This window comes from Nocardia jinanensis, assembly GCF_014645735.1.
In the GTDB taxonomy this organism is placed as follows: Bacteria; Actinomycetota; Actinomycetes; order Mycobacteriales; family Mycobacteriaceae; genus Nocardia; species Nocardia jinanensis.
The window spans coordinates 63,045-85,682 of record NZ_BMMH01000020.1 but is presented as its reverse complement, the minus strand read 5'-3'; the positions used below and the strand labels follow the sequence as shown (position 1 = coordinate 85,682).

Below are 22,638 nucleotides of genomic sequence, written 5' to 3'. Positions count from 1 at the left end.
CGGCCGTGCGCTCCCTGCGTACCTCCGCATACGCCCCGGCCGTGCGCGATCTATGGGCTTCGCCGAGTTGTAGCCATTAGGCTCGCTCCATGCCATACACGGCCACAAAGCCACCCACCACACTGGATGGACACGGACCCATGGACAGTTTCGGGTTACGCCCCGACCGTTTCGATGCCGCAGGCCAGGACCAGCTGGTCGATATCCGCGATCTACAGGCCACACTTCCGGGACTCACCCGATTGCGCGACTGGGCACACGAGGCCCTCGCGCTGCAGCCCGGTGAGCACGCGGTCGATATCGGTTCCGGTACCGGGTCGGAGGTGATCACCTTCGCCGCCGCCGTGGGGCCCACCGGCGTGGCCGCGGGTGTGGAGCCCGACCCGAACCTGCTCGCCGCAGCCATCGCCCGCGCCGCCGAAACACGTTCGTCGGCCGTCTTCCATTCCGGTGACGCCTACGGTGTGCCGTTCGGACCCGACACTTTCGACGCCGTGCTGTGCGAACGGGTCTTCCAGCATCTGACCGCGCCCGCCCGGGCCGCCCGGGAGATCGCCCGGGTGTTGCGCCCCGGGGGCCGGGCCGTGGTGATGGACGCCGACTGGGGTTCGGCGATCGTGCATCCCGGCGACCACCGGGTGGTCCGCGAGGTCGTGGACACCCTCGTCTCCGCGACCACCAATCCCTATTCGGGCCGTCGGCTGGCAGGACTGCTGACCGCGGCCGGGCTGGTGGTGGAGAGCACCGGTTCGCAGGCGCTGATCCAGGACCGCACGGTCGCGGCCGGCGCGCTGGTAAGCCGGGTTTCGGCCATGGCGGTGGCCCGGCGGGTGATCACCGAGGGCGAGCGCGAGAAGCTACTCGGTGATCTGGCCCGCGGCGCGGCGGCCGGTGATATCCACCTCTCGGTGACCATGTTCGCCGTGCACGTCCGTAAACCCGCCTGACCCTCCGCCGGGAACCGTCCGGCCGCTACTTCAGCAGTTTCTCGGTTGCTGCCAGCAACACACAGGTCGCCAGGCCGTCCATGGCCCGCTCCAGCTCCGGCAGCGCCGGGAAACTGGGGGCGATCCGGATATTCTTGTCCTCCGCGTCCTTCTTGTACGGGAAGGCCGAACCCGCGGCGGTCAGCGAGATTCCGGCGTCCTTCGCCAGTTCGATCACCCGCGCGGCCGTGCCCTCGAGGACATCGAGGCTGATGAAGTAACCGCCCTTGGGTTCGGTCCAGGACGCGACCTTGGAGGTACCCAGGCGCTCCTCCAGGATCCGCAGCACCAGCGCGAACTTCGGTTCGAGGATCGCGCGATGCTTCTGCATATGCGCACGCACCCCGGCGGCATCGGTGAAGAACCGCAGGTGCCGTAGCTGGTTGATCTTGTCCGGGCCGATGCTCTTCTTCCCGGCATGACCCAGGTACCAATTCAGGTTCTCGGTCGAGGCACCGAAAAAGCTCACCCCGGACCCCGCGAAAGTGATCTTGGAGGTCGAGGCGAAAACCAAGGGCCGGTGCGGATTTCCCGCCGCCGCGGCCATCGAGAGAACATCGAGCACCGGCGCCGCGGTATCGGTGAGCGGGTGCACGGCGTAGGCGTTGTCCCAGAACAACCGGAAATCGGGAGCAGCGGCCGGGATCGAAACCAGTTCGCGCACCACGTCTTCGGAGAAGACGACTCCGGTCGGGTTCGAATAGTTCGGAACCGCCCACATGCCCTTGATCTGGGGGTCGTCGGCCAGCAGTTCGGCGATGACCCGGGTATCGGGCCCGTTGTGCCGCATCGGAACGGTGATCATCTCGAAGCCCAGCGATTCGGTGATCGCGAAATGCCGGTCGTAACCGGGGCTGGGACACAGGAATTTCACCGTGGGCTCATCGGCCCACCGCCGCGGCGAATCGGGTAGCCCGAACAGCGTGGCGAAGGCGATGGTGTCGTGCATCAATTCCAGGCTGGCGTTGTTGCCGGCGATCAGATTGTCGACGCCGATACCGAGCAGTTCGCCGAAGATGGCCCGCAGCTCCGGAAGTCCGTGCAGGCCACCGTAGTTGCGGCAGTCGGTACCGGTGCCGTCCCGGAAGTCACCGTCGCCGGGCAGCGACAGCAGGGCCGAGGACAGGGCGAGTTGTTCCGGCGAGGGCTTTCCCCGGGTCAGATCGAGGGTGAGCTGAGCGGCCTGCAGTGTCGCGTAGTTCGCGGACTGGAGTTCGTGCTCGGCGGCGAGTTCCTCGGGACTCATCAAACCGATCTGCGTTTGCCGGGGCATCGTGGACAGCCTTTCCAACTACCTGGTGACGTGTGTTCGCTTGCGGGCGACCGCTGGTTCCGGCCACCCCGAGCCACGTTACCCGGGCGGGCGCCGCTACCGGCAGGTGTTGGGGTTCTGTATCTATGGCGGCGCCTTCGGCGCCGCGGGGCGGGGCCCTATTAACCCCGGTTCTTCACTCCTTCGCTCAGTCGCTGCGCTCCTTCGCTACGTCGCTCCAGAACCGGGGCGGGCCCCGCCTACTGAGGTGGGCCATCCGGAGAAGACAGAAGGTGGAGGCGGGGTGCGCCTCGACCAGCCTGGCGCGCGACTCTGTCAGTGGCGCGATGGTCGCCGAGTTTCGGATGGCCGACCGCACGCGTTCGGTGGCTGCACTTCTTGCGCCAGAACCGGGGCGGGCCCCGCCTACTGAGGTGGACCGTCCGGAGAAGACAGAAGGTGGAGGCGGGGTGCGCCTCGACCAGCCTGGCGCGCGACTCTGTCAGTGGCGCGATGGTCGCCGAGTTTCGGATGGCCGACCGCACGCGTTCGGTGGCTGCACTTCTTGCGCCAGAGCCGGGGCGGACCCCGACCACGGAGGCAGACCCTCCGGAGAAGACAGAAGGTGAGTGGCGCGATGCGCCTCGATCGACCTGCGTGACAAGTGCTCAACGGTCGCCGGTCCATGGACGGCCAATGCATGTCGCATGATCCGGATTAAGGGGACCCCGCGCACCCGGCAGAGCCCGTTGACCCTTGCTGCCTTCCGGCCCTGGGGGAGTTCACAGGATGCGCGCCGCGCGGGATCCGTCGGCCAGTGTAGCGGCTACCCGCGGCCGTGCGCCGCAGGGGGCGGTACTGCCCGCACCGGGCCGGGTACGAGCGGGCCCTGTGCTCGCTACCATTCTCCTGAGTCGGAGGGGGATATTCCCTCACCACACGAGGGGATGGCCAGGATGACCAAGGAGAATCCGCCGGAGCACGAGCGCGCGGAACAGACGAAGTGGTGGGAGACCCCGGGCGGTGGATCCGGCGAACCGGGTCCGGGCGGCGCATCGGGCGCCGATCCGACGATGGTGAACCCGAACCCGGCCGCGCAGTTCCCGAGCGATCAGAACCCGCACGCGGCGCAGCCGTATTCGAGCGGCCAGCAGCAGTACCCGAGTGGGCAACAGGCCTATTCCAGCGGTCAGCAACAGCAGCAGTACCCGAGCGGACAACAACAGCCTCCCGGCGGGCCACAGCAGTACCCGAGTGGACAACAACAGCCTCCCGGCGGGCCACAGCAGTACCCGAGCGGACAGCAGTACGCCGGTGGACAACCGCCGTATTCGCCTCCCGGCCCCACCTGGCAACCCGGGCAACCCGGGCAACCGAATTTCCCCGGTCCCACCGGTTATGGGGCCGCCGCGGCCGCCCGGTCGCGATCGAAGAACAACACCGCCCTGATCGTCGTCGGTGTGGTGCTGTTCGTGATCCTGCTCATCTGCGGGATCGGGGGTATCGCTCTGGTGAACTCCGATTCGGGCTCCGAGGCGGCGGACGGCGACTACACCATGGAGAACGTCACCAACGCCTGTGACCTGGTCGATGCCTCGGTCCTGGACCAGTGGGCCGCCGACCTGGACGAAACGACCCACCAGGAGAACGCTCCGGAGAGCTACGGCGGCGGATCGCTCAACTGCCAGGTCGACAACGAGGGCACCGATTCCAACAGCGCCCGGCTGGCCCTCGACGTCGCGTTCGACAGCAAATACGGCTCCTACGGCTACGACGACTGGAAGACCTCCGATACCGCCACCACCGGCACCGACTATGCCTCCGGCGCGGTGACCGGACTGGGCGACGAGGCCTACTACTCGTCCGAGATCACCGCCTACTCGTCGTTCCAGACCCTGGACTACACCGTCGCGGCCAAGGCCGGCAATGCCTCGGTCAAGGTGAACCTGTACATCACCTACGACGGCGCGGTGGATCGGTCGACGGTGGACCGGATCTGCAAGGACCAGGTGAGCAAAGTACTGGACGAATTGCGCAAATAGCGGGCCCCGCACGCATGGTCCGGGCCCACCAGCGACGGAGTGCGCAGCGACTGAGCGAAGGAGTGAAGAACCGGGGTCGATAGAGCCCTGCCCCGCGGCGAAGGAGGCGCCGCCATGAACACAGATCCGCCGGTGGGGATAATCCCCACCGGCGGATCGGCTGCGGAGGATGCGGGATTCGAACCCGCGAGGGCTGTTAACCCAACCCGCGTTCCAGGCGAGCGCCATAGGCCACTAGGCGAATCCTCCGCCGAGCAGCATACCTGCCACCCCGTCGCATCGTGAAAACGCCCGCTCATCCCCCGTCCGTCGGGCAACCCGGGACGGGCATCCGGGCGGAGTTCATAGCATGAATCTCGTTACCCGGCAAGATATCCAGCAGTTTGCCGCGCTGATCACCCAATTGTGACGGCCGTCGCGCCCACTCGCGCCGACGGTGCCATGATGGGCGCCGTGGATCCCCAGGTGATCGAAGTCGTTCAGAGTTCCCCGGCTTGGTGGCAGTCGTGGCTGCCGCTGTTCGGTTCGCTCGTCCTCGGCGGGGTGGCCGTGATCGCGGTACTGGTCAACAACCGGACGAACCGGGACGCGATCGTCGCTGCCGACGAGCGCGCTCAGCGAACGCTGGCCGCGGCGGCCCAGCAACAGAACGACAGCGCAAAACGCCAGGTCGATACGACCCGGTTGCAGCTCGATGCCGCTCATCACCAGGTGGAGTCCGCGCATGCGGTGGCCCTCGGGCAGGCCGGCGAGAACTGGCGCCGCGGCACCGTGGTCGCCACGATCGCCGATTCACTGGGTATGTCGGGGCGGATCTGCCAGGCGCTACGGCGGGACGAGGAGTGGACCGATGAGCTCATCGGTGATCTGATCCACGATCTCGAGGACGGCTCGGAGCGGGCCAATGTGCTTCGCCTGGCGGGTTCGGACCAGCACTACAAACAGTGGCGCCGGCTCGCCGATACGCTCTCCGACGCGCTGCTGGCCGCACTCACGCTGCAACGCAAAAAGCTGCAGGACGCCCCGGCCGAGGAGATCCGCGCCGCACGCGACCACAAGAACCAGTTGCTCGGCGAGGTCCGGGCGGCCGAGCGCGAACTCATCGTCGCCACCCGCGAAGAGCTGGAAATCGAGCCGAACTGACCGGACCGACCGGCAGTCGGCGCCACGCTCACCCGGCTCGCCGGACGTCGCGCACTGCGGCACGCAGGTGATCGGCGTAGGTGTCGAGATCCGGTACGACCGCGATATCGGCGTGCAGTGACAGCGTGACCGTCTCACCCAGACCGTGGATGCCGTGCGTGATGTGCATCACCGCGCCGAGGGCGGGGAAGCCGCCGGTGAAACGGACGGGAGCCTCACCGAAGCTCAGATCCGCCGGTCCGCGGTTCACACTGGAGACCACGGTATGACCGGTGATCTCCGCGGGAACCGTATCGATCGGGTAATTCCGGACGTCCTGCCGCAAGAGCACCGGGGGTAGGACCGCGGTCACCGTGTCCTGCGCGTCCAGGAGTGGATGCAACGCCCGCTTCCGCCGGGCGGCCAGATCCGCGGCTATCGCCGTGACGCGCAGCGCCGGATCGTTCTCCCCGATCGCCAGATCCACTCCGAGGCTGCGGTAGTTGTTGCGCACCCCGGGCCGGGGCGGTATCGCCATCGGCACCTGGGCGCCCAGCCGGGTGGCCTCCTCGCCGCGGTCGCGCAGATATCGTTCCAGCGCGAAGGAGATGGCCGTCAGCCCCACCGCGGTGACGCTGTAGCCCGGTATCCGGAAATCCCGCGCGGGAAACACCAGCATCCGGACCGCACGGCCGGTGATCTCACCCGGCGCGTTGAGCGGGCCGGGCGGATATCCGGACGCGGGTGGCGGGACCCGGCCGGCCGCGGTCAGTTCCGCGAGCTGGGTCCGGGCCCGCCCGGCGGCGAACCCGCGTCGTAGGGTTCGCGCCACGGCCGGTGGCAGTGCCAGCCCCCCGCGCAGAGCGCGCGGCGCGATCCGGGATCGCGGCGCCATCCGCGCAGCCGGTGGCATCGCGATATCGGGGTCGCCGCCGAACAGGGCGCGGGCGATCCGGGAGGCGCCGCGACCGTCGACCAGTGCGTGCGATATCTGCAGGACCACCACGGTCACCAGCGGGTCGGGTACCGGGCTGTCCCGGATGCCGCGGAAGAGGTGCAGCCGCCAGGGGTGCACCGCCGGGTCCACCCCGCTGTCCAGCAGCCGGCCGAGGGCCGTGAGCAGGTCGGGCCAGTGTGTCCGGTCGAGGCGGTGCGTCACGATCCGGCCGGGATGGGGTTCGGCGGGAACCCATACCGGATAGGAGAGGCCGGTGGGATCGACGCGTAAGCGGACCCGCAATTCGGGGATCGCGGCACAACGCCGCGCCACCGCGTCACACAGGCGTGTGGTTCCCCAGGCGGATTCCGCGAAGCAGTAGAGGAGGAACTGGTCGTTACGGGTCCGCCGCGACAGCCAGTACATGGTCGCGTCCGGGGGTGCCAGCGGGATCACCGGCCGACCCTAATGGATTCTGTCGGGCAGAACCCATTCGCGGTCCGCGCGCAAAGGCCCCGGGCCGAACCGACCCGGGGCCGACCTTGCCTGATATCGGGAAAACCGTCAGGCGCCGCGGAGATCTCCCGCCGGTAATCCGGACAGGAACTCGGCCCAGTCACCCGGCGCGAAGGCCAGCACCGGCCCGCTGCCGTGATCCTTTGTATCGCGGACCGCCACGTTGCCGTCTACGAGAAATGCCACCTCCACGCAGTTCCCGTCCGGGCCACTGTATGAACTCTTTCGCCACACAGCACCCGTCATATCCACCTTCACGGCACTGCACTCCTTCGCTGCGTCGATAATGATATTCGATTCCTGCATAGTTCCTGACTAGCTGGTATCCGGTGATGACACCGAATACACCGATGCACGCGCAGTAGCGAGCAAATATCCGGTTTGCCAGGATCGGACTCGCACTTCCGCGAACACATCTGACGCGGTGACCAAAACCCCTAATGAGGGGGCCCCGCACCCCGAACAATAGCAGGTTCACACCAGATTTGCCGTCCTCTTGCCAACTGGGCCAAGGCTTTTGCCAATACTGCTAAGATGCCGTATTGCTACGCAATTGCAGACTTATAAGGACGATTTTGCTCAAAAATCGTCCGGGCTCACTAATAGCCGAATGTGATCTTTATGTGATCGCATGCAAATCTTTTGTCAATACCCCTACCGCAACGGTGATCGCGCCGCGGCGGGATGATGGCGGCATGCCCGAACGCGATCGAGACGAGCTGGGGCGAGCCGCCAACGCCAGGCCCCGGGACCGACTGGGGCGCCCGCTGCCGCCGGGCAGACCCGGCGTACCGCGGATACCCGACGACCTGGACCTCGAACCCGCCGAAGCCCTCACCTACGCCCAGCAACTGCTGGACCAGGGGCTGGCCTTCAACGCGCACGAAGTCCTGGAGTCGGTCTGGAAGAACGGCCCGAACACCGAACGCATGCTATGGCAAGGTCTCGCGCAGTACGCAGTCGGCCTCACCCATATCCAACGCGGTAACCCCAAAGGTGCGCGCACGCTGCTGGTACGCGCGGTCGAGCGGCTGCGAGCCTTCGATCCGGTCGCCGCCGGATACGCGGCGGGCGAGTTCCCCTACGACCTGGACGGCCCGGGTCTGATCGCCCACGCGGAAACACTGCTGACCGGGCTGACCGGACCGGCCGGATCCGCATCGGATGCCGATGTCGTTGCCGCCGAAAGTGAGCGGCCCGCGCCACCGGAAGTCGATCTGTCCGAACTCATGCCCCGGCTGCGCCGCGAACTACCATGAGCCGGATGTCATCGACAGCCTCCGCGCCCCCGGCCGGGCGGTACGCGCCCAGTCCGTCGGGGGACCTGCACCTGGGCAATCTGCGTACCGCCCTGCTCGCCTGGCTCTTCGCCCGCGGCAGCGGGCGCCGGTTCGTGTTGCGTGTCGACGATCTGGACCGGGTGCGTCCCGGTGCCGAGGAACGCCAGCTCGCCGACCTCGCCGCCATCGGTCTCGACTGGGACGGACCGGTGACCCGTCAATCCGACCGCCTCGACCACTACGCCGCGGCCGTGGACAAGCTCACCTCCGCCGGGCTGACCTACGAATGTTTCTGCACCAGAAGGGAAATTCAGCAGGCCGCCACCGCACCACACGGACCGCTGGGCGGCGCCTACCCCGGTACCTGCCGTGAGCTCACCCCGGCCGAACGCGCGCAGCGCCGCGCCGCCGGGAAACCCGCGGCCCTGCGACTGCGTTCGGCTCGTACCGAATTCGAGATCATCGATCGACTGCACGGCCGATACCGGGGTCCGATAGACGATCTGGTGCTGCGCCGCGGCGACGGAATCCCCGCCTACAACCTGACGGTCGTGGTCGACGACGCCGAACAGGGTGTGGATCAGGTGGTTCGCGGTGACGATCTACTCCCGTCCACTCCCCGGCAGGCGTACCTGGCAACGCTGCTCGATCTCCCGATACCCGAATACGCGCATGTTCCGCTGGTGCTCAACACCGAAGGCAAGCGGCTGGCCAAACGCGACGGCGCGGTCACCCTGTCCGATCGGCTCGCTCGCGGCGAGACCGTGGACCGGGTGGTGGGACTGCTGGCCGGTTCGCTCGGCCTCGCGGGCCGCGGCGCCGAGGAGCTGCTCGCCGGTTTCGACACCGACCGGCTCCCCCGCGAACCCTGGGTGCTCGACCCCGACCGCTTGGTGGTCGTGGGCCGCTGTCCGTAACCTGGCCAGCGACCAGGTCTTCGGATTCGAGTTCAGGCAGGCGAGATGACCAGTGGCGGGTACGACCCCAGCAACTACCCCCAGGGCGGGCAGCCGTACGGGCAGCAGCCCCCGCAGTACCCGCAGCCCGGGCAGTACGTTCCGCAGCAGGAGCAGTACACGCCGCAACCGGATCCGTACGCCCCGCAGGCGCCCTACATCCAGCAGGGCGCACCCGCACAGCCCTACGGGCAGCCGGCTCCGCCTCCCGCCGAGCCGGCGCCCCGGTATCAGCAGACGGTGTTTCCACAGGCGCAGTACGGGGGTCAGCAGTACGGGCAGTACCAGCCCACGTTCGGTGTCCCCGGCAATCTGTGGCCGCGTTTCGCCGCCCGGCTGATCGACAATCTCATCATCGCGCTCCCGCTCGCGCTGCTGCTGAACTTCGTTCTCATGCCGAACCTGACAGGCCTCACCGGACCCTCGGTCAGCTACGCGATCATCTTCGCGGTCACCCTGGTGTACAACGTGCTGATGGAGTGGAAGACCGGCGCCACCCTGGGCAAGAAGATCCTGGGCCTCAAAGTCGTGGCACCGGACGGGGCGCCCACTGTTCCCCCGCTCGTCTCGCTGAAGCGCAATATCTATCTGGCGGTCCTGATCGTGCCCTGTGTGGGCTGGGTGGCCGGAGCCGCCCTCATGATCTACATGGCCGCGACCCTGGACAAGAACCCGAACCGGCAGGGCTGGCACGACAAACTCGCGGGCGGTACCCAGGTCCTCGCGGCCTGAGGCCCGCCCGCCGGGTCAGGCGCCGGCGGCACTCGCGACGATCATCACCACGAACCAGAGGACACCCAGGGCGATCAGGCCCACCCCGATCCAGATACCGGCGAGCGCCATACCCCGGCCCTCCTGACCGCTGTCCTTGATCTGGTTGAGCGCGATCACGCCGAGGATGATCCCGACGATGGAAGTGGCGCCGCAGGTCACGAAACCGGCCAGTGAGGTGACCAGCGAGGCGATGGCCAGACCGTTGGTACCACGGGTGGCCGGGTAGCCGTAGGGCTGGTAGCTCGCCGGATAACCGGCCCCCGCCGCACCGTAGGGCGAATAGGGCGGCGTCCCCGGGTAGGGAGCGGCCGGGGGCGGGGTGGCGTAGGACGGCTGCGCGGGCGGCGGTGTGGGTACCGCGGCCGGAGTAGAAGGGTACTGCGGTGCCGACGGATAACTGGAGGGTTCGGACGGGTGCTGCCCGGCAGCGGGGTCCGACGATACGCCCGACCCCCCGTACTGTTTCCACCACTCGTCGGATTCACCGGGGTTCGTCATGACAACAGCCTATTCGAGAGTTTGATTGGATAGTCGGGTGGAAGAGTCGAACAAAACCCCCTTACCCGGCAAGTCTGGACACCCCGCGCCCGCACATGCGGCGTACGCACCAGTGGCGCGGGGGTACTACACACCGATCGTCGTACTGTTCACCGCAACACTGATCATCTCCAATATCTGCGCGACCAAGGGGGTGCAGTTCTTCTCCGGCAGCTCGCTGACCCTCGGACCTCTGGAGATCCTGCCGATCACCACCGACGCCGCGTTCTTCCTGTTCCCCCTCGCCTACATCCTCGGTGACGTCCTCAGCGAGGTCTACGGATTCCGCGCCACCCGGCACGCTGTCTTCTATGGTTTCGCCGCACTGCTGCTCACCGTTATCTGTTTCGCCGTAGCGATCCGGTTGCCCGCCGCGGTGTTCTACGAGAACCAGGACGCCTTCCGCAGCGTCATCGGCACCACACCGCAATTGGTCCTGGCCGGATTGGCCGGTTACGTGGTCGGCCAGCTGCTCAACTCCGCGACCCTGGTACTGATCAAGGAACGGACCCGGGAGAAGTACCTGTGGGCCCGGCTCATCGGGTCGACGGTGGTCGGTGAACTCGCCGATACACTGATCTTCTGTTCGATCGCCGCGACAGCCATCGGGATCGACAGCTGGAGCCAGTTCTTCAACTACGTGATCGTCGGTTTCCTGTGGAAAACCCTGTGCGAGATCCTGGTCCTGCCGGTGACCTACCGGGTGATCGCGTGGCTGAAGAAACACGAACCGGCCTACGCCCCGAGTGCGGCTGCCCCGCTGCGCTCCTGACCCACGCTGTTGTTCCCGGTCCCCGGAGACAACGGATATCGACCGGCGCTCCGGGAACCTACGTCCGACGTCGGAACCGCCGCACCGGCGCCGAACCACACCCGGAGTGCCCCGATCCGCACCGCCGAAGGCGGCGCGATCAAATCCGCCCCTGCCAGCGGCCGAGCGATTCGGCACGGAACTCGTCGAAGTATCCACCGTCGATACTGGCCCGGATTCGGTCCACCAGCCGGATGGTGAACCGTTCGTTGTGGATCGTGCACAGCGTCGAGGCCAGCATCTCCTTGGCCTTGAACAGGTGGTGGATATAGGCGCGCGTGTAGTTCGCGCACGTATAGCAGTCGCAGGTCTCGTCGATCGGGGTGAAATCCCGTTTGAACCGGAGGGTGTCGATATTGAACCGCCCGGCCTCCACATAGATACCGCCGTTGCGTCCCACCCGGGACGGGTTCACGCAGTCGAAGGTGTCCGCGCCGGCCTCGATCGCGGCGAACATATCCTCCGGTTCACTGATCCCCAGCATATGACGCGGCTTGTCCTCGGGCAGTTCGTCACAGCACCAACCGACGATGGTGCCCAGGGCGTGCTTCTCCAGCGCACCGCCGATTCCGTAACCGTCGAAATCGGTGCCCCCGGCGCCCCGGATCTCGGCCAGTTCGCGGGAAGCCTTGCGCCGCAGATCCTCGTACTGCGCACCCTGAACGACCGCGAACAGCGCCTGATACGGCCGGTGTGCGCGTTCGGCGGTGAGCCGCTCGTGCTCGTCGATACACCGCTGCGCCCACTGGTGCGTGCGCTGAACCGATTTCTCCTGGTAGCCACGAGTGTTCATCAGGGTGGTGAGCTCGTCGAACGCGAACATGATGTCCGCGCCCAGCTGATGCTGGATACCCATCGAGACCTCGGGGGTGAACCGGTGCTTCGACCCGTTCAGATGTGACCGGAAGGTCACCCCTTCATCGTCCACGGTCGCCAGGCGTTCCTTGCCCTTGGCGATGACGTCGTCGCTGCGTATATCGACGGTCTCCATCGCCAGGACCTTCTTGAACCCCACACCCAGCGACATCACCTGGAAGCCACCGCTGTCGGTGAAGGTCGGACCCGGCCAGTTCATGAAGGCCGCCAGGCCACCGGCTTCGTCGACGATATCCGGACCGGGCTGCAGGTACAGGTGGTAGGCGTTGGCGAGCAGCGCCTGCGCCCCCAGCTCCTTCATCGCCTCCGGAAGCACAGCCTTGACGGTCGCCTTGGTTCCCACCGGGACGAACGCCGGGGTGGCGACGGTCCCGTGCGGGGTCCGCAGCACACCGGTGCGGCCGTGCCGTCCCGGGAGGCGGGTACCGACACTGAACGAGAAACCGACGCCATCCGACACGGCCGACATCCTCTCAGGCAGTGTCCATGAGGCATGAGCGAGGGCCCTGCGTGGTCACGCTCCGCTACCTCCTTCGGGCCCGACTCGCCCATGCCGGGGTCAGGCTTCGACCGCGGCCGCCGCGAACTGCGCGTTGTAGAGGCGGTAGTACGCTCCCTGCTGCTCGAGGAGGTTCTCGTGCGTTCCGGTCTCCACGATCCGGCCCGCCTCCATCACCACGATCAGGTCCGCGTCGCGGATGGTGGACAGCCGGTGCGCGATGACGAAACTGGTCCGGTCGCGGCGCAGTTCCGCGGTGGCCTGCTGAACCAGCAGTTCGGTGCGGGTATCGACCGAGCTCGTGGCCTCGTCGAGCACCAGGATGGCCGGTTTGGACAGGAACGCGCGCGCAATGGTGATGAGCTGTTTCTCACCGGCGCTCACTCCGGTGCCCTCTTCGTCGATCACGGTGTCGTATCCGTCCGGCAGCGCGTGCACGAAACGGTCCACGTAGGCCGCGCGCGCGGCGGCGAGGATATCGTCTCCGCTCGCACTCGGATCGCCGTAGGAGATGTTCTCCCGGATAGTGCCCTTGAACAGCCAGGTGTCCTGGAGCACCATCCCGATCCGCGAGCGCAGCTGGTCACGGCTCAGCGCGGTGATATCGATCCCGTCGATGGTGATGGCGCCGGAATCGAGTTCGTAGAACCGCAGCAGCAGATTGACCAGCGTGGTCTTTCCGGCACCGGTCGGTCCGACGATCGCGACCACATGCCCCGGTTCGGCGACCAGCGAGAGATGCTCGATCACCGGGGTCTCCGGTTCGTAGCGGAAGGAGACATCGTCGAACTCCACCCGCCCGCGTTCGGGCGGGCGCACGATCTCCTTCGCCGGATCCGGGCTCTGTTCGGGGGCGTCGAGGATCTCGAAGATCCGCTCCGCCGAGGCGACCCCCGACTGCAGCAGGTTGGCCATCGCACCGATCTGGGTCAGCGGCTGGCTGAACTGACGCGAGTACTGGATGAACGCCTGCACCTCACCCAGCGACAACTGTCCCGAGGCCACCCGCAGCCCGCCGATCAGCGCGATCAGCACATAGTTGACGTTCCCGAGGAACATCGACGAGGGCATGATCAGGCCGGAGATGAACTGCGCCTTGAAGCTGGAGGTGAACAGACGGTCGTTGCGTTCGTCGAACTCGGCGCCGACCTGTTTGTTGCGGCCGAACGCGGTGACGACCTCGTGCCCGGTGTAGGCCTCCTCGACCTGGGCGTTCACCAGGCCGGTGTACTTCCACTGATCGACGAAATGCGGTTTGGATCGTTTGGCGATCTGCGCGGTGACCACGATCAACGCGGGCACAGTCAGCAGCGCGACCAGGGCCAGCAGCCATGAGATCCAGAACATCATCCCGAGGATGCCGATCACGGTGAGCAGCGAGACGAGCAGCTGACTCATGGTCTGCTGCAGGCTCTGCGAGACGTTGTCCACATCATTGGTGACCCGGCTGAGCACGTCACCGCGAGGTGCGGAATCGAAATAGCTCAGCGGCATCCGGTGGATCTTGTCCTCGACGTCGGAGCGCAGCCGCTTGATGACGCGGTTGATCACATCGTTGAGCAGGAAGCCCTGCAACCAGCCGAATACCGCCGCACCGAGGTAGAGCGCGAGTACTACGGTCAGCACCCGGCCGACCGCGTCGAAGTCGATACCGACACCGGGTACGACATCCATCCCCGACAGCATGTCGGCCATGGTGTTCTGGCCCTGGGCGCGTAGTCCGGCGATGGCTTCGTCTTTGCTCACACCCGCGGGTAGCTGCCGGCCGACGACCCCGTTGAAGATCAGGTTCGTGGCCTTACCGAGGAGATACGGGCCGACGATATTGAGCACGACCGAGACGATGCCCAGCGTGATGATCACGCCCACCAGTACCCGCTCCGGCACCAGCCGCCGCACCAGCCGCTTCAGCGACGGTTTGAAGGATTTGGGCTTGGCGTCCGGAGCCCCCGCAGGCATACCCGGCCTCATAGAGCCTCCTCCGAAGCGAATACATACGGTCCGCGGAGCCCGCAGCGAAGGCGGAGGGACCGCATCATCGAGCCTCCTCCACACTCAACTGGGATTCGACGATCTCGCGGTACTCCGCGCAATCGCGCAGTAGTTCCTCGTGCGTGCCGATACCCGCCATCTCACCGTCCTCGAGAACTACGATTCGATCCGCGTCGCGAATGGTGGTGATCCGCTGGGCGACGATGATCACCGCGGCGTTGCGGGTCGCCGGGCGTAGCGCCGCGCGCAGCCGGGCGTCGGTGGCCACGTCCAGCGCGGAGAACGAATCGTCGAACAGGTAGACCCGCGGCTCCCGGACCAGTGCTCGCGCGATGGCGAGCCGTTGCCGCTGCCCGCCCGATACCGTGGTCCCGCCCTGCGCGACCGGAGTCTCCAGGCCCTGGGGCATAGCTCGTACGAAATCGGCGGCCTGGGCGATCTCGAGGCAGCGCCACAGTTGCTCGTCCGTGGCGTCCGGATCGCCGTAGCGCAGGTTGCTCGCCACCGTGCCCGAGAACAGATAGGCCTTCTGCGGAACCAGGCCGATCTGTGACCGCAGCTCGGCCAGGTCGAGGTCGCGTATATCGGTACCGCCGACCTCGACAGCACCCTCGGTGGCATCCATGAGGCGCGGGATCAGGTTCAGCAGCGTGGTCTTACCGGAACCGGTGGAGCCCACGATGGCCGTGGTCTCGCCCGGCCGCACCGCGAAATCGATCCGGCGCAGCACCGGTTTCTCCGCGCCCGGGAAACTGAACGCGGCATCGCGCATCCGCACCTCGGCCGGGTCGCCGCGGAACGGCTTCGGCTGCTCCGGCGAACGCACCGAGGATTCGGTATCGAGCACCTCGGAGATCCGATCGGCCGAGACGGCCGCGCGCGGCGCCATCATGGCCAGGAACGAGGCCATCATGACGGCCATCAGGATCTGCATGATGTAGGAGAGCAGCGCGGTCAGCGAGCCGATCTGCATCTCTCCCGCATCGATCGCTTTACCACCGAACCAGATCACCGCCACCGAGGTCACATTGCTGATCAGCATGACGATCGGGAACATCAACGCCATCAACCGGCCGACCCGCAGCGAGATATCGGTGAGGTCGGTGTTGGCCACCCCGAACCGCCAGGTCTCCAGCGGTTCCCGGACGAAGGCGCGGACCACGCGAATACCGGTGATCTGCTCACGCAGCACCCGGTTGACCTCGTCGAGCCTGGTCTGCATCTGGCGGAAGGCGGGCACCATCCGGGCGATGATGAGGCCCATACTCAGTGCCAGGGCCGGCACCGCGATCAGCAGCAGCCAGGACAGTCCGAAGTCTTCGCGCAGCGCCATGACAATGCCGCCGACGCACATGATCGGCGCCATCACCGCCACGGTCGAGGCCATGACGATGAGCAGCTGGACCTGCTGGACATCGTTGGTGTTGCGGGTGATCAGCGAGGGCGCGCCGTACATCCCGACCTCACGCGCCGAGAAGGTACCCACCCGGTGCAGCAGCGCCCCGCGCAGGTCCCGGCCCGCGCTCATCGCGGCCTGTGCGGCCAGCAGCACCGAGGACGCGGACGCGATGATCTGCACACCGGAGACCAGCAGCATCCGCAGCCCGGCAGTCCAGATGTAGCCGATATCGCCCTTGGTGACGCCTTCGTCGATGAGGTCGGCGTTCAGGCTCGGCAGGTACAGCATCGCGATCACCGAGATCAGCTGCAGTACCACGATCCCGGCCAACTGTTTCCGGTACGGGCCCAGGAAACCACGGAGCAATCGGATCAACATGATGACCGAACGCTACCGTCCGCGCCGGTAGGACGCCCTGTGATTTTTCCCTGGTCCGGGAGGTGCGATTCGCGGCGGGCCCAGGCACCCGGATCGCTGGTCAGCGTCCCGATGAATTCCGGCAGTCCGTTCGCGGCGATATCGGCCAGGCTCACGTTCTCCAGCACGGCACGCAGGTTCACCCGCAGCGCGATCCACACCTGTTGCAGTGGTTCGGCCACCCCGCCGTACTGCACCTCCTCCGGCCGCAGTCCGCGCACCGAGGCGAGCGGACCCTCGAGCGCACGGATGACATCGGCGATCGAGATATCGGCCGCCCGGCGGGCCAGCCGGTAACCGCCGTCGGGACCGCGCCGGCTGGTCACCAGCCCGGCCCGGCGCAATTCGGCCAGCACACTCTCGAGCACTTTGGGCGGGATCTGCTGGGCCGCCGCGATGGATTCCGCCTTCACCGCGACAGCCTGGTCGGATGCCGTGATCTCGAGCAGTGTCCGCACGGCATGATCCACCTTGGCGGTGATGTGCACGACTGACCTGACCTTTCGCTGTGCCGGGGGCACGATGAACCGACAAACCTAGTCGGCGCCGGGTTGTAGGGCCGCGATCGCCGCGTCCAGCAGCGTCGCCTCCACCACATCATCTCCCGCGTCCTGGGCGATCTCGTTCGAAATCAGCGCGACGGTCAGAATTTCCATGGCCGCGCCGGCCCGCAGCAGCCGGACCACGGTGGGGTCCGGACCGGCCAGCCAGTTCCGCAGCACCTTGTTGGCGTCGACTATCACCGGGTACTGGTCGGCCAGCGCGTTGATGATGGGGACGGCGTTGCGCACCATCATCTCTCCGGCGTCACGGTGCCGGATCATGGCCCGGATATAGGTCTGCAGGACAGCCCGCCGGCCTTCGGCGTCGGGAGTCAGCTGCTCGACTTCCTCGGCGAGCGCGCGCATATCGTCGAGGAGCGGGTTGACGATCGCCACGAGCAGTTTCAGTTTCGAGGCGTAGTGATAGTAGAGCGACGGCTTTGTGATTCCGACCGCATCCGCGACCTCGCGCAGGCTCGTCTCCTCGAATCCCTTGGCCACGAACAGGCGCACGGCGGCGTCACGGATGGCCCGCTTGGTGTCTCGACCTGCGGTAACGTGGTCATCAGTTCTGCGGTTCGCCATGCTCGGCCCTCTCGTTCTCCCGGTGATGTGCCGGTTGGGGACCCATAAGTCGAGCTTGTTCCTCCACTTAACCTCCCGGTAGCCTACCTACCGTACGGTAGATACAAATGGCGTCCACCGTGTAGGCGGATACACCGACTCCGGGCACGTGAAAACGTCTCGCCCGCGCAGTCCCGGTCCGCGAAAAGCGACGTCGGCCGTCAGTTCGTCACAGCACAAACGACCACAACCGCCCCGGCCTCGCTAGGAGAAATCCCTCGTGTCCGTATTCCTGTACAGATGGGGAAAGTTCGCTTTCCGCCGGAAATGGATAGTGCTGCCCGTCTGGGCGCTGATCCTGGTACTGCTCGGCGGGGCCGCGGCCTCGCTGTCCAAGCCGTTCCAGGACAGTTTCGAGATGCCGGGACTACCGTCGGAGAAGGCCACCGCCATCCTCGAGGAACATATGCCGCAGATGGCCTCGATGTTCAGCATCGATGCCATCAACGGCACCTATGTCGTCGCGGCCCAGAACGGCGAGCTGGCCGACGAGCCCAATATGACCGCGCTCAACGTGCTGGTCCAGCGGCTGAACGAACTCGATATCGTCGACCACGCCGAGAAGGCCGTCAACCCGGTCACCGCCACCTCGATGATGCCCGCGAGCCAGGAAGCCGCCAAGGAGCAGGCTGAGGCCGCGGCCGAACTCGCACCCGGTGCGGCTCCGCCGACACCGGAACCGAACTGCCTCGACGGACAGAACTCACCCGAGTTCAAGGGCCTGTGCGGCGGCGCTCCGTTGAACGTGCTGAACGAAGAGCGGCCGGGCACGGTCGCCGTGATCGATGTGAAGTTCACGATGCCGACCTTCTCCGATGTCACCGAGGAGAACCGGCAGGCCGCCGAAGCCATCGCGCAGGAAGGCCGCAACGCGGGCCTGACCGTCGAATTGACCGGCGCCATCGCCCAGACCCAACCCGAATCCGGCCAGGCCGAGATGATCGGTATCGGGGTCGCCCTGATCGTCATGATCATCGCTTTCGGCGCGATCGTCGCGGCGTTCGTCCCGATCGTCACCGGTATCGTCGGCGTGGCCTGCGCGGGCGCGCTGCTGCTGACCGGTACCTCACTGACCGAGGTGCCGACCTTCACTCCGATCCTGGCCTCGATGATCGGCCTGGCGCTGTCCATCGACTACGCCCTGTTCATCGTCTCTCGGTACAAACACGAATTGGTGGTCCAGGACTCGCCGGAGGAAGCCGCGGGTGTCGCGGTGGGTACCGCGGGCTCGGCCGTGGTGTTCGCCGGGCTGACCGTTGTGATCGCGCTGCTCGGCCTGTCGGTGGTCGGAATCTCCTTCCTCACCGCGATGGGTATCGGTGGCGCCATCGCCGCCCTCTTCGCGGTACTCGCCGCCACCACGCTGATGCCCGCACTGCTCGGAGCGCTCGGCAGGTTCCTGTTCAAGCCGAAGCTGCCGCTGGTGGCCAAGCACGACCCCGAGGACGATAACTCGGTCACGAACGGGATGCGTTTCGGCCGGCTCATCGCCCGGGTTCCGGTGCTGACGTTGGTGGCCAGCGCGCTCGTGCTGGGCGCGCTCGCCGCCCCGGCCACCCAGTTGAACCTGGGTCTGCCCGGCGGCGACAGCATGCCCGAGGACTCCTCGGTCCGTAAGGCCTACGAACTGCAGACCGAAGGCTTCGGCGAAGGCAAGAACGGCGCGCTCGTGGTGGCGGTGGATCTCTCCGAGACCCCGCAGGATCAGCGCGACGCCGCGCTGACCGCACTGCGCGACAAGCTGGCGAGCTACGACGGCGTGGACTATCTGAGTGTCGCCCAGCCCAGCCAGAACGGGCAGGCCGCCCTGTTCCAGGTGGTCCCCGATTCCGGCCCGAACAGCGCCGAGACCCAGGATCTGGTCGAGCACGCCCGCGACGCCGAAGCCGCGCTGAAGGCGCAGTACGGCATGGAGTACGGCATCACCGGCCAGACCGCCATCTACGCCGATGTCAACAGTGTGCTGCTGACCAGCATCATTCCGTACCTGGCGATCGTCGCCGCGGCGGCGTTCGTCCTGCTGCTGCTGGTGTTCCGGTCCATCCTGGTCCCGCTCACCGCCGCGTTGGGCTTCCTGCTGTCGATGGCCGCGACCTTCGGCGTCACGGTCCTGATCTTCCAGGAGGGCGCTTTCGGCATCGTCAAGGACACCCATCCGATCATCAGCTTCCTGCCCATCGTGCTGATCGGCCTGGTGTTCGGTCTGGCGATGGACTACCAGGTCTTCCTGGTGACCCGGATGCGTGAGGAGTACGTGCACGGCAAGGACCCGAAGGAGGCGATGGTCAGCGGTTACCACCACGGTGCCCGCGTGGTCACCGCGGCCGCGATCATCATGATCTCGGTCTTCGGCGGCTTCATGCTCTCGCCGGACATCACCTCCAAGTCCATGGGCTTCGCACTGGCGGCCGGCGTGTTCTTCGACGCGTTCCTGGTCCGGATGGTCTTGATCCCGTCACTGCTGGCGCTGCTGGGCAAATGGGCCTGGTGGATTCCGGCCTGGCTGGACCGCATCCTGCCGGATATCGACGTCGAGGGTACGAAGCTGCGCGAGGTCCAGCAGCGCGCGAAACCCGCCTCGGTCGAATCCGAACCCGCCGGAGTCTGATCCAGCGGTAATCGAACGAAACGACCGGCGTCCAGTGTGGACGCCGGTCGTTTCGTTTCCGCTCTGAGGGCTCCTTCAGCGCCAGGCAGGCAGGTCCGGCAGCGGCCGCGGCAACGCCTCGCCGGTCCCGCGCCCGAGCAACCAGGCCAGCAGCGCCGACGCCGGTCCCGCCACGACCTGTTCGGGTTCACCGGCACCGATGATCGCCGTGAAGCCGGAATCGGTCGCGTCGATCCCGAACGGCCGCACCCCCGGACGCCCGCCCAGATCGACGGCGGCCTCGGCGAGCAGTTCCGCCACGAAATCGGCCGGCCACTGCGCAGGGGTGTAACCAGCGCCCAGATCCACATGATGGATCAGCACCTCCTGCAACCGCATCCACGGAATCCGGGTCGCCTCGACCGGGGTGCCCTGCCTGGTTCGGACCTCGGTCCGCCACTGGTCGGCGGTGAGCAACCCGGCCATCCCGGACAGCCGGTCCGCCGACTCCGCCAGGTCGGCCCGCTGCTCGGCGAGCGGGCGCGGGGCGCCCGCCTCGATATCGGAATCCCGCAGGGCCGCACTGGCGTACTGCGGCGTCTCCACCCCGGTATGCGCCCAGAGCAGCAGATTGACCAGGCTGTCGGCATTACGGGACAGATGGGTCAGGACGTGACCGCGAGTCCAGCCCGGTAGCGGTGAGGCGGCGGCGACGGCCGCCTCGTCCAGAGTGTCGACTGTGGCGAGGAGTTCGCGGGTGGCATCGTTTACCGCCTGCATCCGGGCGGTGAGCAGTTCGATGAAATCGCTGGGCACGGACCCGACCCTACGTCGGCAAGACCACTACATCCCAGTGGTTTCCGATCCTGGTCCACCGCCCACTGCCGACTGCACCCGATCGGCGGCCAGTACCGGGTCCTCGTGTTCCCAGATCCGGACGACCTGCCAGCCCGCCGCCCGCAACGCGGCATCGGTAGCCCGGTCCCGTGCCACATTTCCGGCCAGTTTCTCCGCCCACCACGTGGCATTGTTCTTCGGATCGGTGGCGTGGTCGGGGCAACGATGCCAGAAGCAACCGTCGACGTACACGGCGATCCGCCGCCGCGGGAACACCAGATCCGCGCGCCGGCGCTGTCCGCGCAGGGGCGCGCGATCCACGAAGTAGCGCAGACCGCGCCGGTGCAGTTCCCGGCGCAGGGCCAGTTCGGGTGCGGTGTGCGCACGCCGCTGCCGCGACATCCGCGCGCTGGTCGCCGCGTCGGTGGACGGTCGCCGGGAACTCGGGACGGGAGATCGGCCGGTCATGCCGCCCAGCCGCCCATCCGATCCAGATGGGCCTGCACATCATCGAGAAAACCGGCCGGGAATCGCAGTGATCCCATACCGGTGCGGCGCAGAAAACCGGCGGTTGCCCGCGCCGAGAGCAACTGCGTGTCCCCGAGGAAGAATCGCAGGTCCTCGTAGGGTCTGTGCACGGGCCATGGAGAGACCGGCACCTCGAACGCGGCTCCCGCGTGCCCCCATGCCGCACCGGGCCACGGACTGCCCGGCGGCAGCGGAATATGCCCCGGTATCGGTTCGGCCGGTTCGTGTAACCGCGACCCCACCCACTCCGCCATCCGCACACTCACCGCATTGCCCACGAGCTTCCAGCGCTGCCCCGGCCGGAAACCCGGCGTATTCAGCGCCGGTTCGGTCCACCCCGCGGCGAATCCCTGGAGCCGCTCTCCGTCGCTGATCCCCGGTGTCACGATCTCCCCCGACGGCAACCGGACCGCCGGCGGACTGGCGATTCCCAGCCCCGATCCGCCCTTGAGTGTGGGGACGGCGTTGACCACCCAGCCCAGCCCCCGCACACCTTCGGTCCAGTAGAACCCGCACGGGTCGTGTTCCAGGGACCCGAGCAACCGCGGACCCGCGTCGTCGGCGAACAGCACCGTCCGCGGATCCTCGGTACGCGACGCCAGCATGAGCACCCGGTTACGCCGCTGCGGCAATCCGAAGGCCCGGGCGTCCACCACCCGGTAGGCCCAGGTGTAGCCGAGTTCGTCGAGTGCCTCGGTGATATGGCGCATGGCCGCACCCCGGCCGAGTTGCAGCATGAACGGCACATTCTCGATCAGCAACCAGCGCGGACCGCGTTTGCGCCGGACCAGCCGGAACACATGATCGACCAGACTCGATCGGGTGCCGGTGATACCCGCGGTCCGGCCCGCCTGCGACAGGTCCTGGCACGGGAAACCCGCCGCGACCAACTCGGTATCCGGTGGTAGCGCACGCAGCCGGGTGATATCGGTATGCAGTTCGGCCTCCGGGAACCGGGCCGCCAGCACCGCCCGCGCCCCGGGTTCGATCTCGCAGAGCAGGGTCGAATGCCAACCGTGCGACGCCAACCCGAGTTCCAGTCCTCCGATCCCGGCGAAAAGCCCAACCATCCGCGCGCCCGTCACGAGGTCCTCTCTCCATCCGGTCCGGCTCCAGAAGGGAGG

At 67.0% G+C, this 22,638-nt stretch carries 20 protein-coding genes, 1 tRNA gene and 1 other RNA gene; 8 read left to right on the top strand and 14 right to left on the bottom strand.

The features are described from left to right. The first annotated feature begins 89 nt into the window (after positions 1 to 89). The gene (locus tag IEY68_RS29795; protein ID WP_373293030.1) at positions 90 to 947 is read left to right on the top strand and encodes a methyltransferase domain-containing protein; all 858 of its coding nucleotides are present in this window, start codon (positions 90 to 92) and stop codon (positions 945 to 947) included. Positions 948 to 972: 25 nt separating this feature from the next. Here IEY68_RS29795 and IEY68_RS29790 read toward each other — a convergent pair whose 3' ends face one another. Continuing rightward, on the bottom strand, positions 973 to 2,259 hold the full coding sequence (locus IEY68_RS29790; RefSeq protein WP_058852905.1) for an aspartate aminotransferase type Ic: 1,287 nt from the start codon (positions 2,257 to 2,259) through the stop codon (positions 973 to 975). Positions 2,260 to 2,955: 696 nt separating this feature from the next. Then, positions 2,956 to 3,050: signal recognition particle sRNA small type (ffs, locus tag IEY68_RS29785), an RNA gene on the bottom strand. Between the two features lie 144 nt (positions 3,051 to 3,194). On the opposite strand from ffs, the gene IEY68_RS29780 reads away from it, so the two are divergent. After that, complete coding sequence (locus IEY68_RS29780; RefSeq protein ID WP_156426156.1) at positions 3,195 to 4,280, top strand: hypothetical protein; 1,086 nt, start codon at positions 3,195 to 3,197, stop codon at positions 4,278 to 4,280. A 163-nt stretch (positions 4,281 to 4,443) separates the two neighbouring features. Here the strand turns inward: IEY68_RS29780 and IEY68_RS29775 are convergent. After that, positions 4,444 to 4,529: transfer RNA gene (locus tag IEY68_RS29775), tRNA-Ser, on the bottom strand. 156 nt (positions 4,530 to 4,685) lie between these two features. Between IEY68_RS29775 and IEY68_RS29770 the strand changes: the two genes are divergently transcribed. Next, positions 4,686 to 5,423: a hypothetical protein gene (locus tag IEY68_RS29770; protein ID WP_156426157.1), complete on the top strand. Its 738-nt coding sequence runs from the start codon at positions 4,686 to 4,688 to the stop codon at positions 5,421 to 5,423. 28 nt (positions 5,424 to 5,451) lie between these two features. Here IEY68_RS29770 and IEY68_RS29765 read toward each other — a convergent pair whose 3' ends face one another. Further along, positions 5,452 to 6,795 carry a wax ester/triacylglycerol synthase domain-containing protein gene (locus IEY68_RS29765; RefSeq protein WP_058854749.1) on the bottom strand — a complete coding sequence of 448 codons (1,344 nt, stop codon included), beginning with the start codon at positions 6,793 to 6,795 and terminating at the stop codon, positions 5,452 to 5,454. A gap of 108 nt (positions 6,796 to 6,903) precedes the next feature. Beyond that, positions 6,904 to 7,101 carry a DUF397 domain-containing protein gene (locus IEY68_RS29760; RefSeq protein ID WP_058854792.1) on the bottom strand — a complete coding sequence of 66 codons (198 nt, stop codon included), beginning with the start codon at positions 7,099 to 7,101 and terminating at the stop codon, positions 6,904 to 6,906. A gap of 449 nt (positions 7,102 to 7,550) precedes the next feature. On the opposite strand from IEY68_RS29760, the gene IEY68_RS29755 reads away from it, so the two are divergent. From IEY68_RS29755 to IEY68_RS29745, 3 genes are read left to right on the top strand one after another with little or no spacing between them, the layout of a single operon-like run. Beyond that, a complete protein-coding gene (locus IEY68_RS29755) occupies positions 7,551 to 8,114 on the top strand; it encodes a DUF309 domain-containing protein (RefSeq protein WP_082681327.1) in 564 nt (187 codons plus the stop codon). After that, positions 8,111 to 9,052 carry a tRNA glutamyl-Q(34) synthetase GluQRS gene (gene gluQRS / locus IEY68_RS29750; protein WP_058854750.1) on the top strand — a complete coding sequence of 314 codons (942 nt, stop codon included), beginning with the start codon at positions 8,111 to 8,113 and terminating at the stop codon, positions 9,050 to 9,052. The genes IEY68_RS29755 and gluQRS overlap by 4 nt, the downstream gene beginning before the upstream one ends. Before the next feature lie 45 nt (positions 9,053 to 9,097). After that, positions 9,098 to 9,823, top strand: coding sequence for an RDD family protein (locus tag IEY68_RS29745; RefSeq protein WP_058854751.1), 726 nt, complete (start codon positions 9,098 to 9,100; stop codon positions 9,821 to 9,823). A 15-nt stretch (positions 9,824 to 9,838) separates the two neighbouring features. Here the strand turns inward: IEY68_RS29745 and IEY68_RS29740 are convergent, their stop codons facing one another. Further along, positions 9,839 to 10,363, bottom strand: coding sequence for a DUF4190 domain-containing protein (locus IEY68_RS29740; protein ID WP_058854752.1), 525 nt, complete (start codon positions 10,361 to 10,363; stop codon positions 9,839 to 9,841). 37 nt (positions 10,364 to 10,400) lie between these two features. On the opposite strand from IEY68_RS29740, the gene IEY68_RS29735 reads away from it, so the two are divergent. Further along, the gene (locus IEY68_RS29735; RefSeq protein ID WP_058854753.1) at positions 10,401 to 11,174 is read left to right on the top strand and encodes a queuosine precursor transporter; all 774 of its coding nucleotides are present in this window, start codon (positions 10,401 to 10,403) and stop codon (positions 11,172 to 11,174) included. A 139-nt stretch (positions 11,175 to 11,313) separates the two neighbouring features. Here the strand turns inward: IEY68_RS29735 and tgt are convergent, their stop codons facing one another. The 5 genes from tgt to IEY68_RS29710 all read right to left on the bottom strand — a co-directional run bounded on the left by tgt (position 11,314) and on the right by IEY68_RS29710 (position 17,523). Then, a complete protein-coding gene (gene tgt / locus IEY68_RS29730; RefSeq protein WP_058854754.1) occupies positions 11,314 to 12,558 on the bottom strand; it encodes a tRNA guanosine(34) transglycosylase Tgt in 1,245 nt (414 codons plus the stop codon). 90 nt (positions 12,559 to 12,648) lie between these two features. Then, complete coding sequence (locus tag IEY68_RS29725; protein ID WP_063000390.1) at positions 12,649 to 14,559, bottom strand: ABC transporter ATP-binding protein; 1,911 nt, start codon at positions 14,557 to 14,559, stop codon at positions 12,649 to 12,651. Positions 14,560 to 14,623: 64 nt separating this feature from the next. Next, positions 14,624 to 16,357, bottom strand: coding sequence for an ABC transporter ATP-binding protein (locus tag IEY68_RS29720; RefSeq protein ID WP_058854755.1), 1,734 nt, complete (start codon positions 16,355 to 16,357; stop codon positions 14,624 to 14,626). Next, the gene (locus tag IEY68_RS29715) at positions 16,351 to 16,884 is read right to left on the bottom strand and encodes an RrF2 family transcriptional regulator (RefSeq protein WP_058854756.1); all 534 of its coding nucleotides are present in this window, start codon (positions 16,882 to 16,884) and stop codon (positions 16,351 to 16,353) included. Before IEY68_RS29715 ends, IEY68_RS29720 begins: the two co-directional genes overlap by 7 nt. A 48-nt stretch (positions 16,885 to 16,932) precedes the next feature. After that, positions 16,933 to 17,523: a TetR/AcrR family transcriptional regulator gene (locus IEY68_RS29710; protein WP_058854757.1), complete on the bottom strand. Its 591-nt coding sequence runs from the start codon at positions 17,521 to 17,523 to the stop codon at positions 16,933 to 16,935. A 259-nt stretch (positions 17,524 to 17,782) separates the two neighbouring features. Between IEY68_RS29710 and IEY68_RS29705 the strand changes: the two genes are divergently transcribed. Further along, the gene (locus IEY68_RS29705) at positions 17,783 to 20,170 is read left to right on the top strand and encodes an MMPL family transporter (RefSeq protein ID WP_058854758.1); all 2,388 of its coding nucleotides are present in this window, start codon (positions 17,783 to 17,785) and stop codon (positions 20,168 to 20,170) included. A gap of 75 nt (positions 20,171 to 20,245) precedes the next feature. Here the strand turns inward: IEY68_RS29705 and IEY68_RS29700 are convergent, their stop codons facing one another. The 3 genes from IEY68_RS29700 to IEY68_RS29690 are packed head-to-tail and all read right to left on the bottom strand — an operon-like array spanning position 20,246 to position 22,584. Next, a complete protein-coding gene (locus IEY68_RS29700; protein WP_229719116.1) occupies positions 20,246 to 20,965 on the bottom strand; it encodes a maleylpyruvate isomerase family mycothiol-dependent enzyme in 720 nt (239 codons plus the stop codon). A 27-nt stretch (positions 20,966 to 20,992) separates the two neighbouring features. After that, positions 20,993 to 21,454 carry a very short patch repair endonuclease gene (locus tag IEY68_RS29695; protein ID WP_058854759.1) on the bottom strand — a complete coding sequence of 154 codons (462 nt, stop codon included), beginning with the start codon at positions 21,452 to 21,454 and terminating at the stop codon, positions 20,993 to 20,995. Beyond that, positions 21,451 to 22,584: a DNA cytosine methyltransferase gene (locus tag IEY68_RS29690; protein WP_189094553.1), complete on the bottom strand. Its 1,134-nt coding sequence runs from the start codon at positions 22,582 to 22,584 to the stop codon at positions 21,451 to 21,453. The genes IEY68_RS29695 and IEY68_RS29690 overlap by 4 nt, the downstream gene beginning before the upstream one ends. Between the last annotated feature and the right edge of the window lie 54 nt (positions 22,585 to 22,638).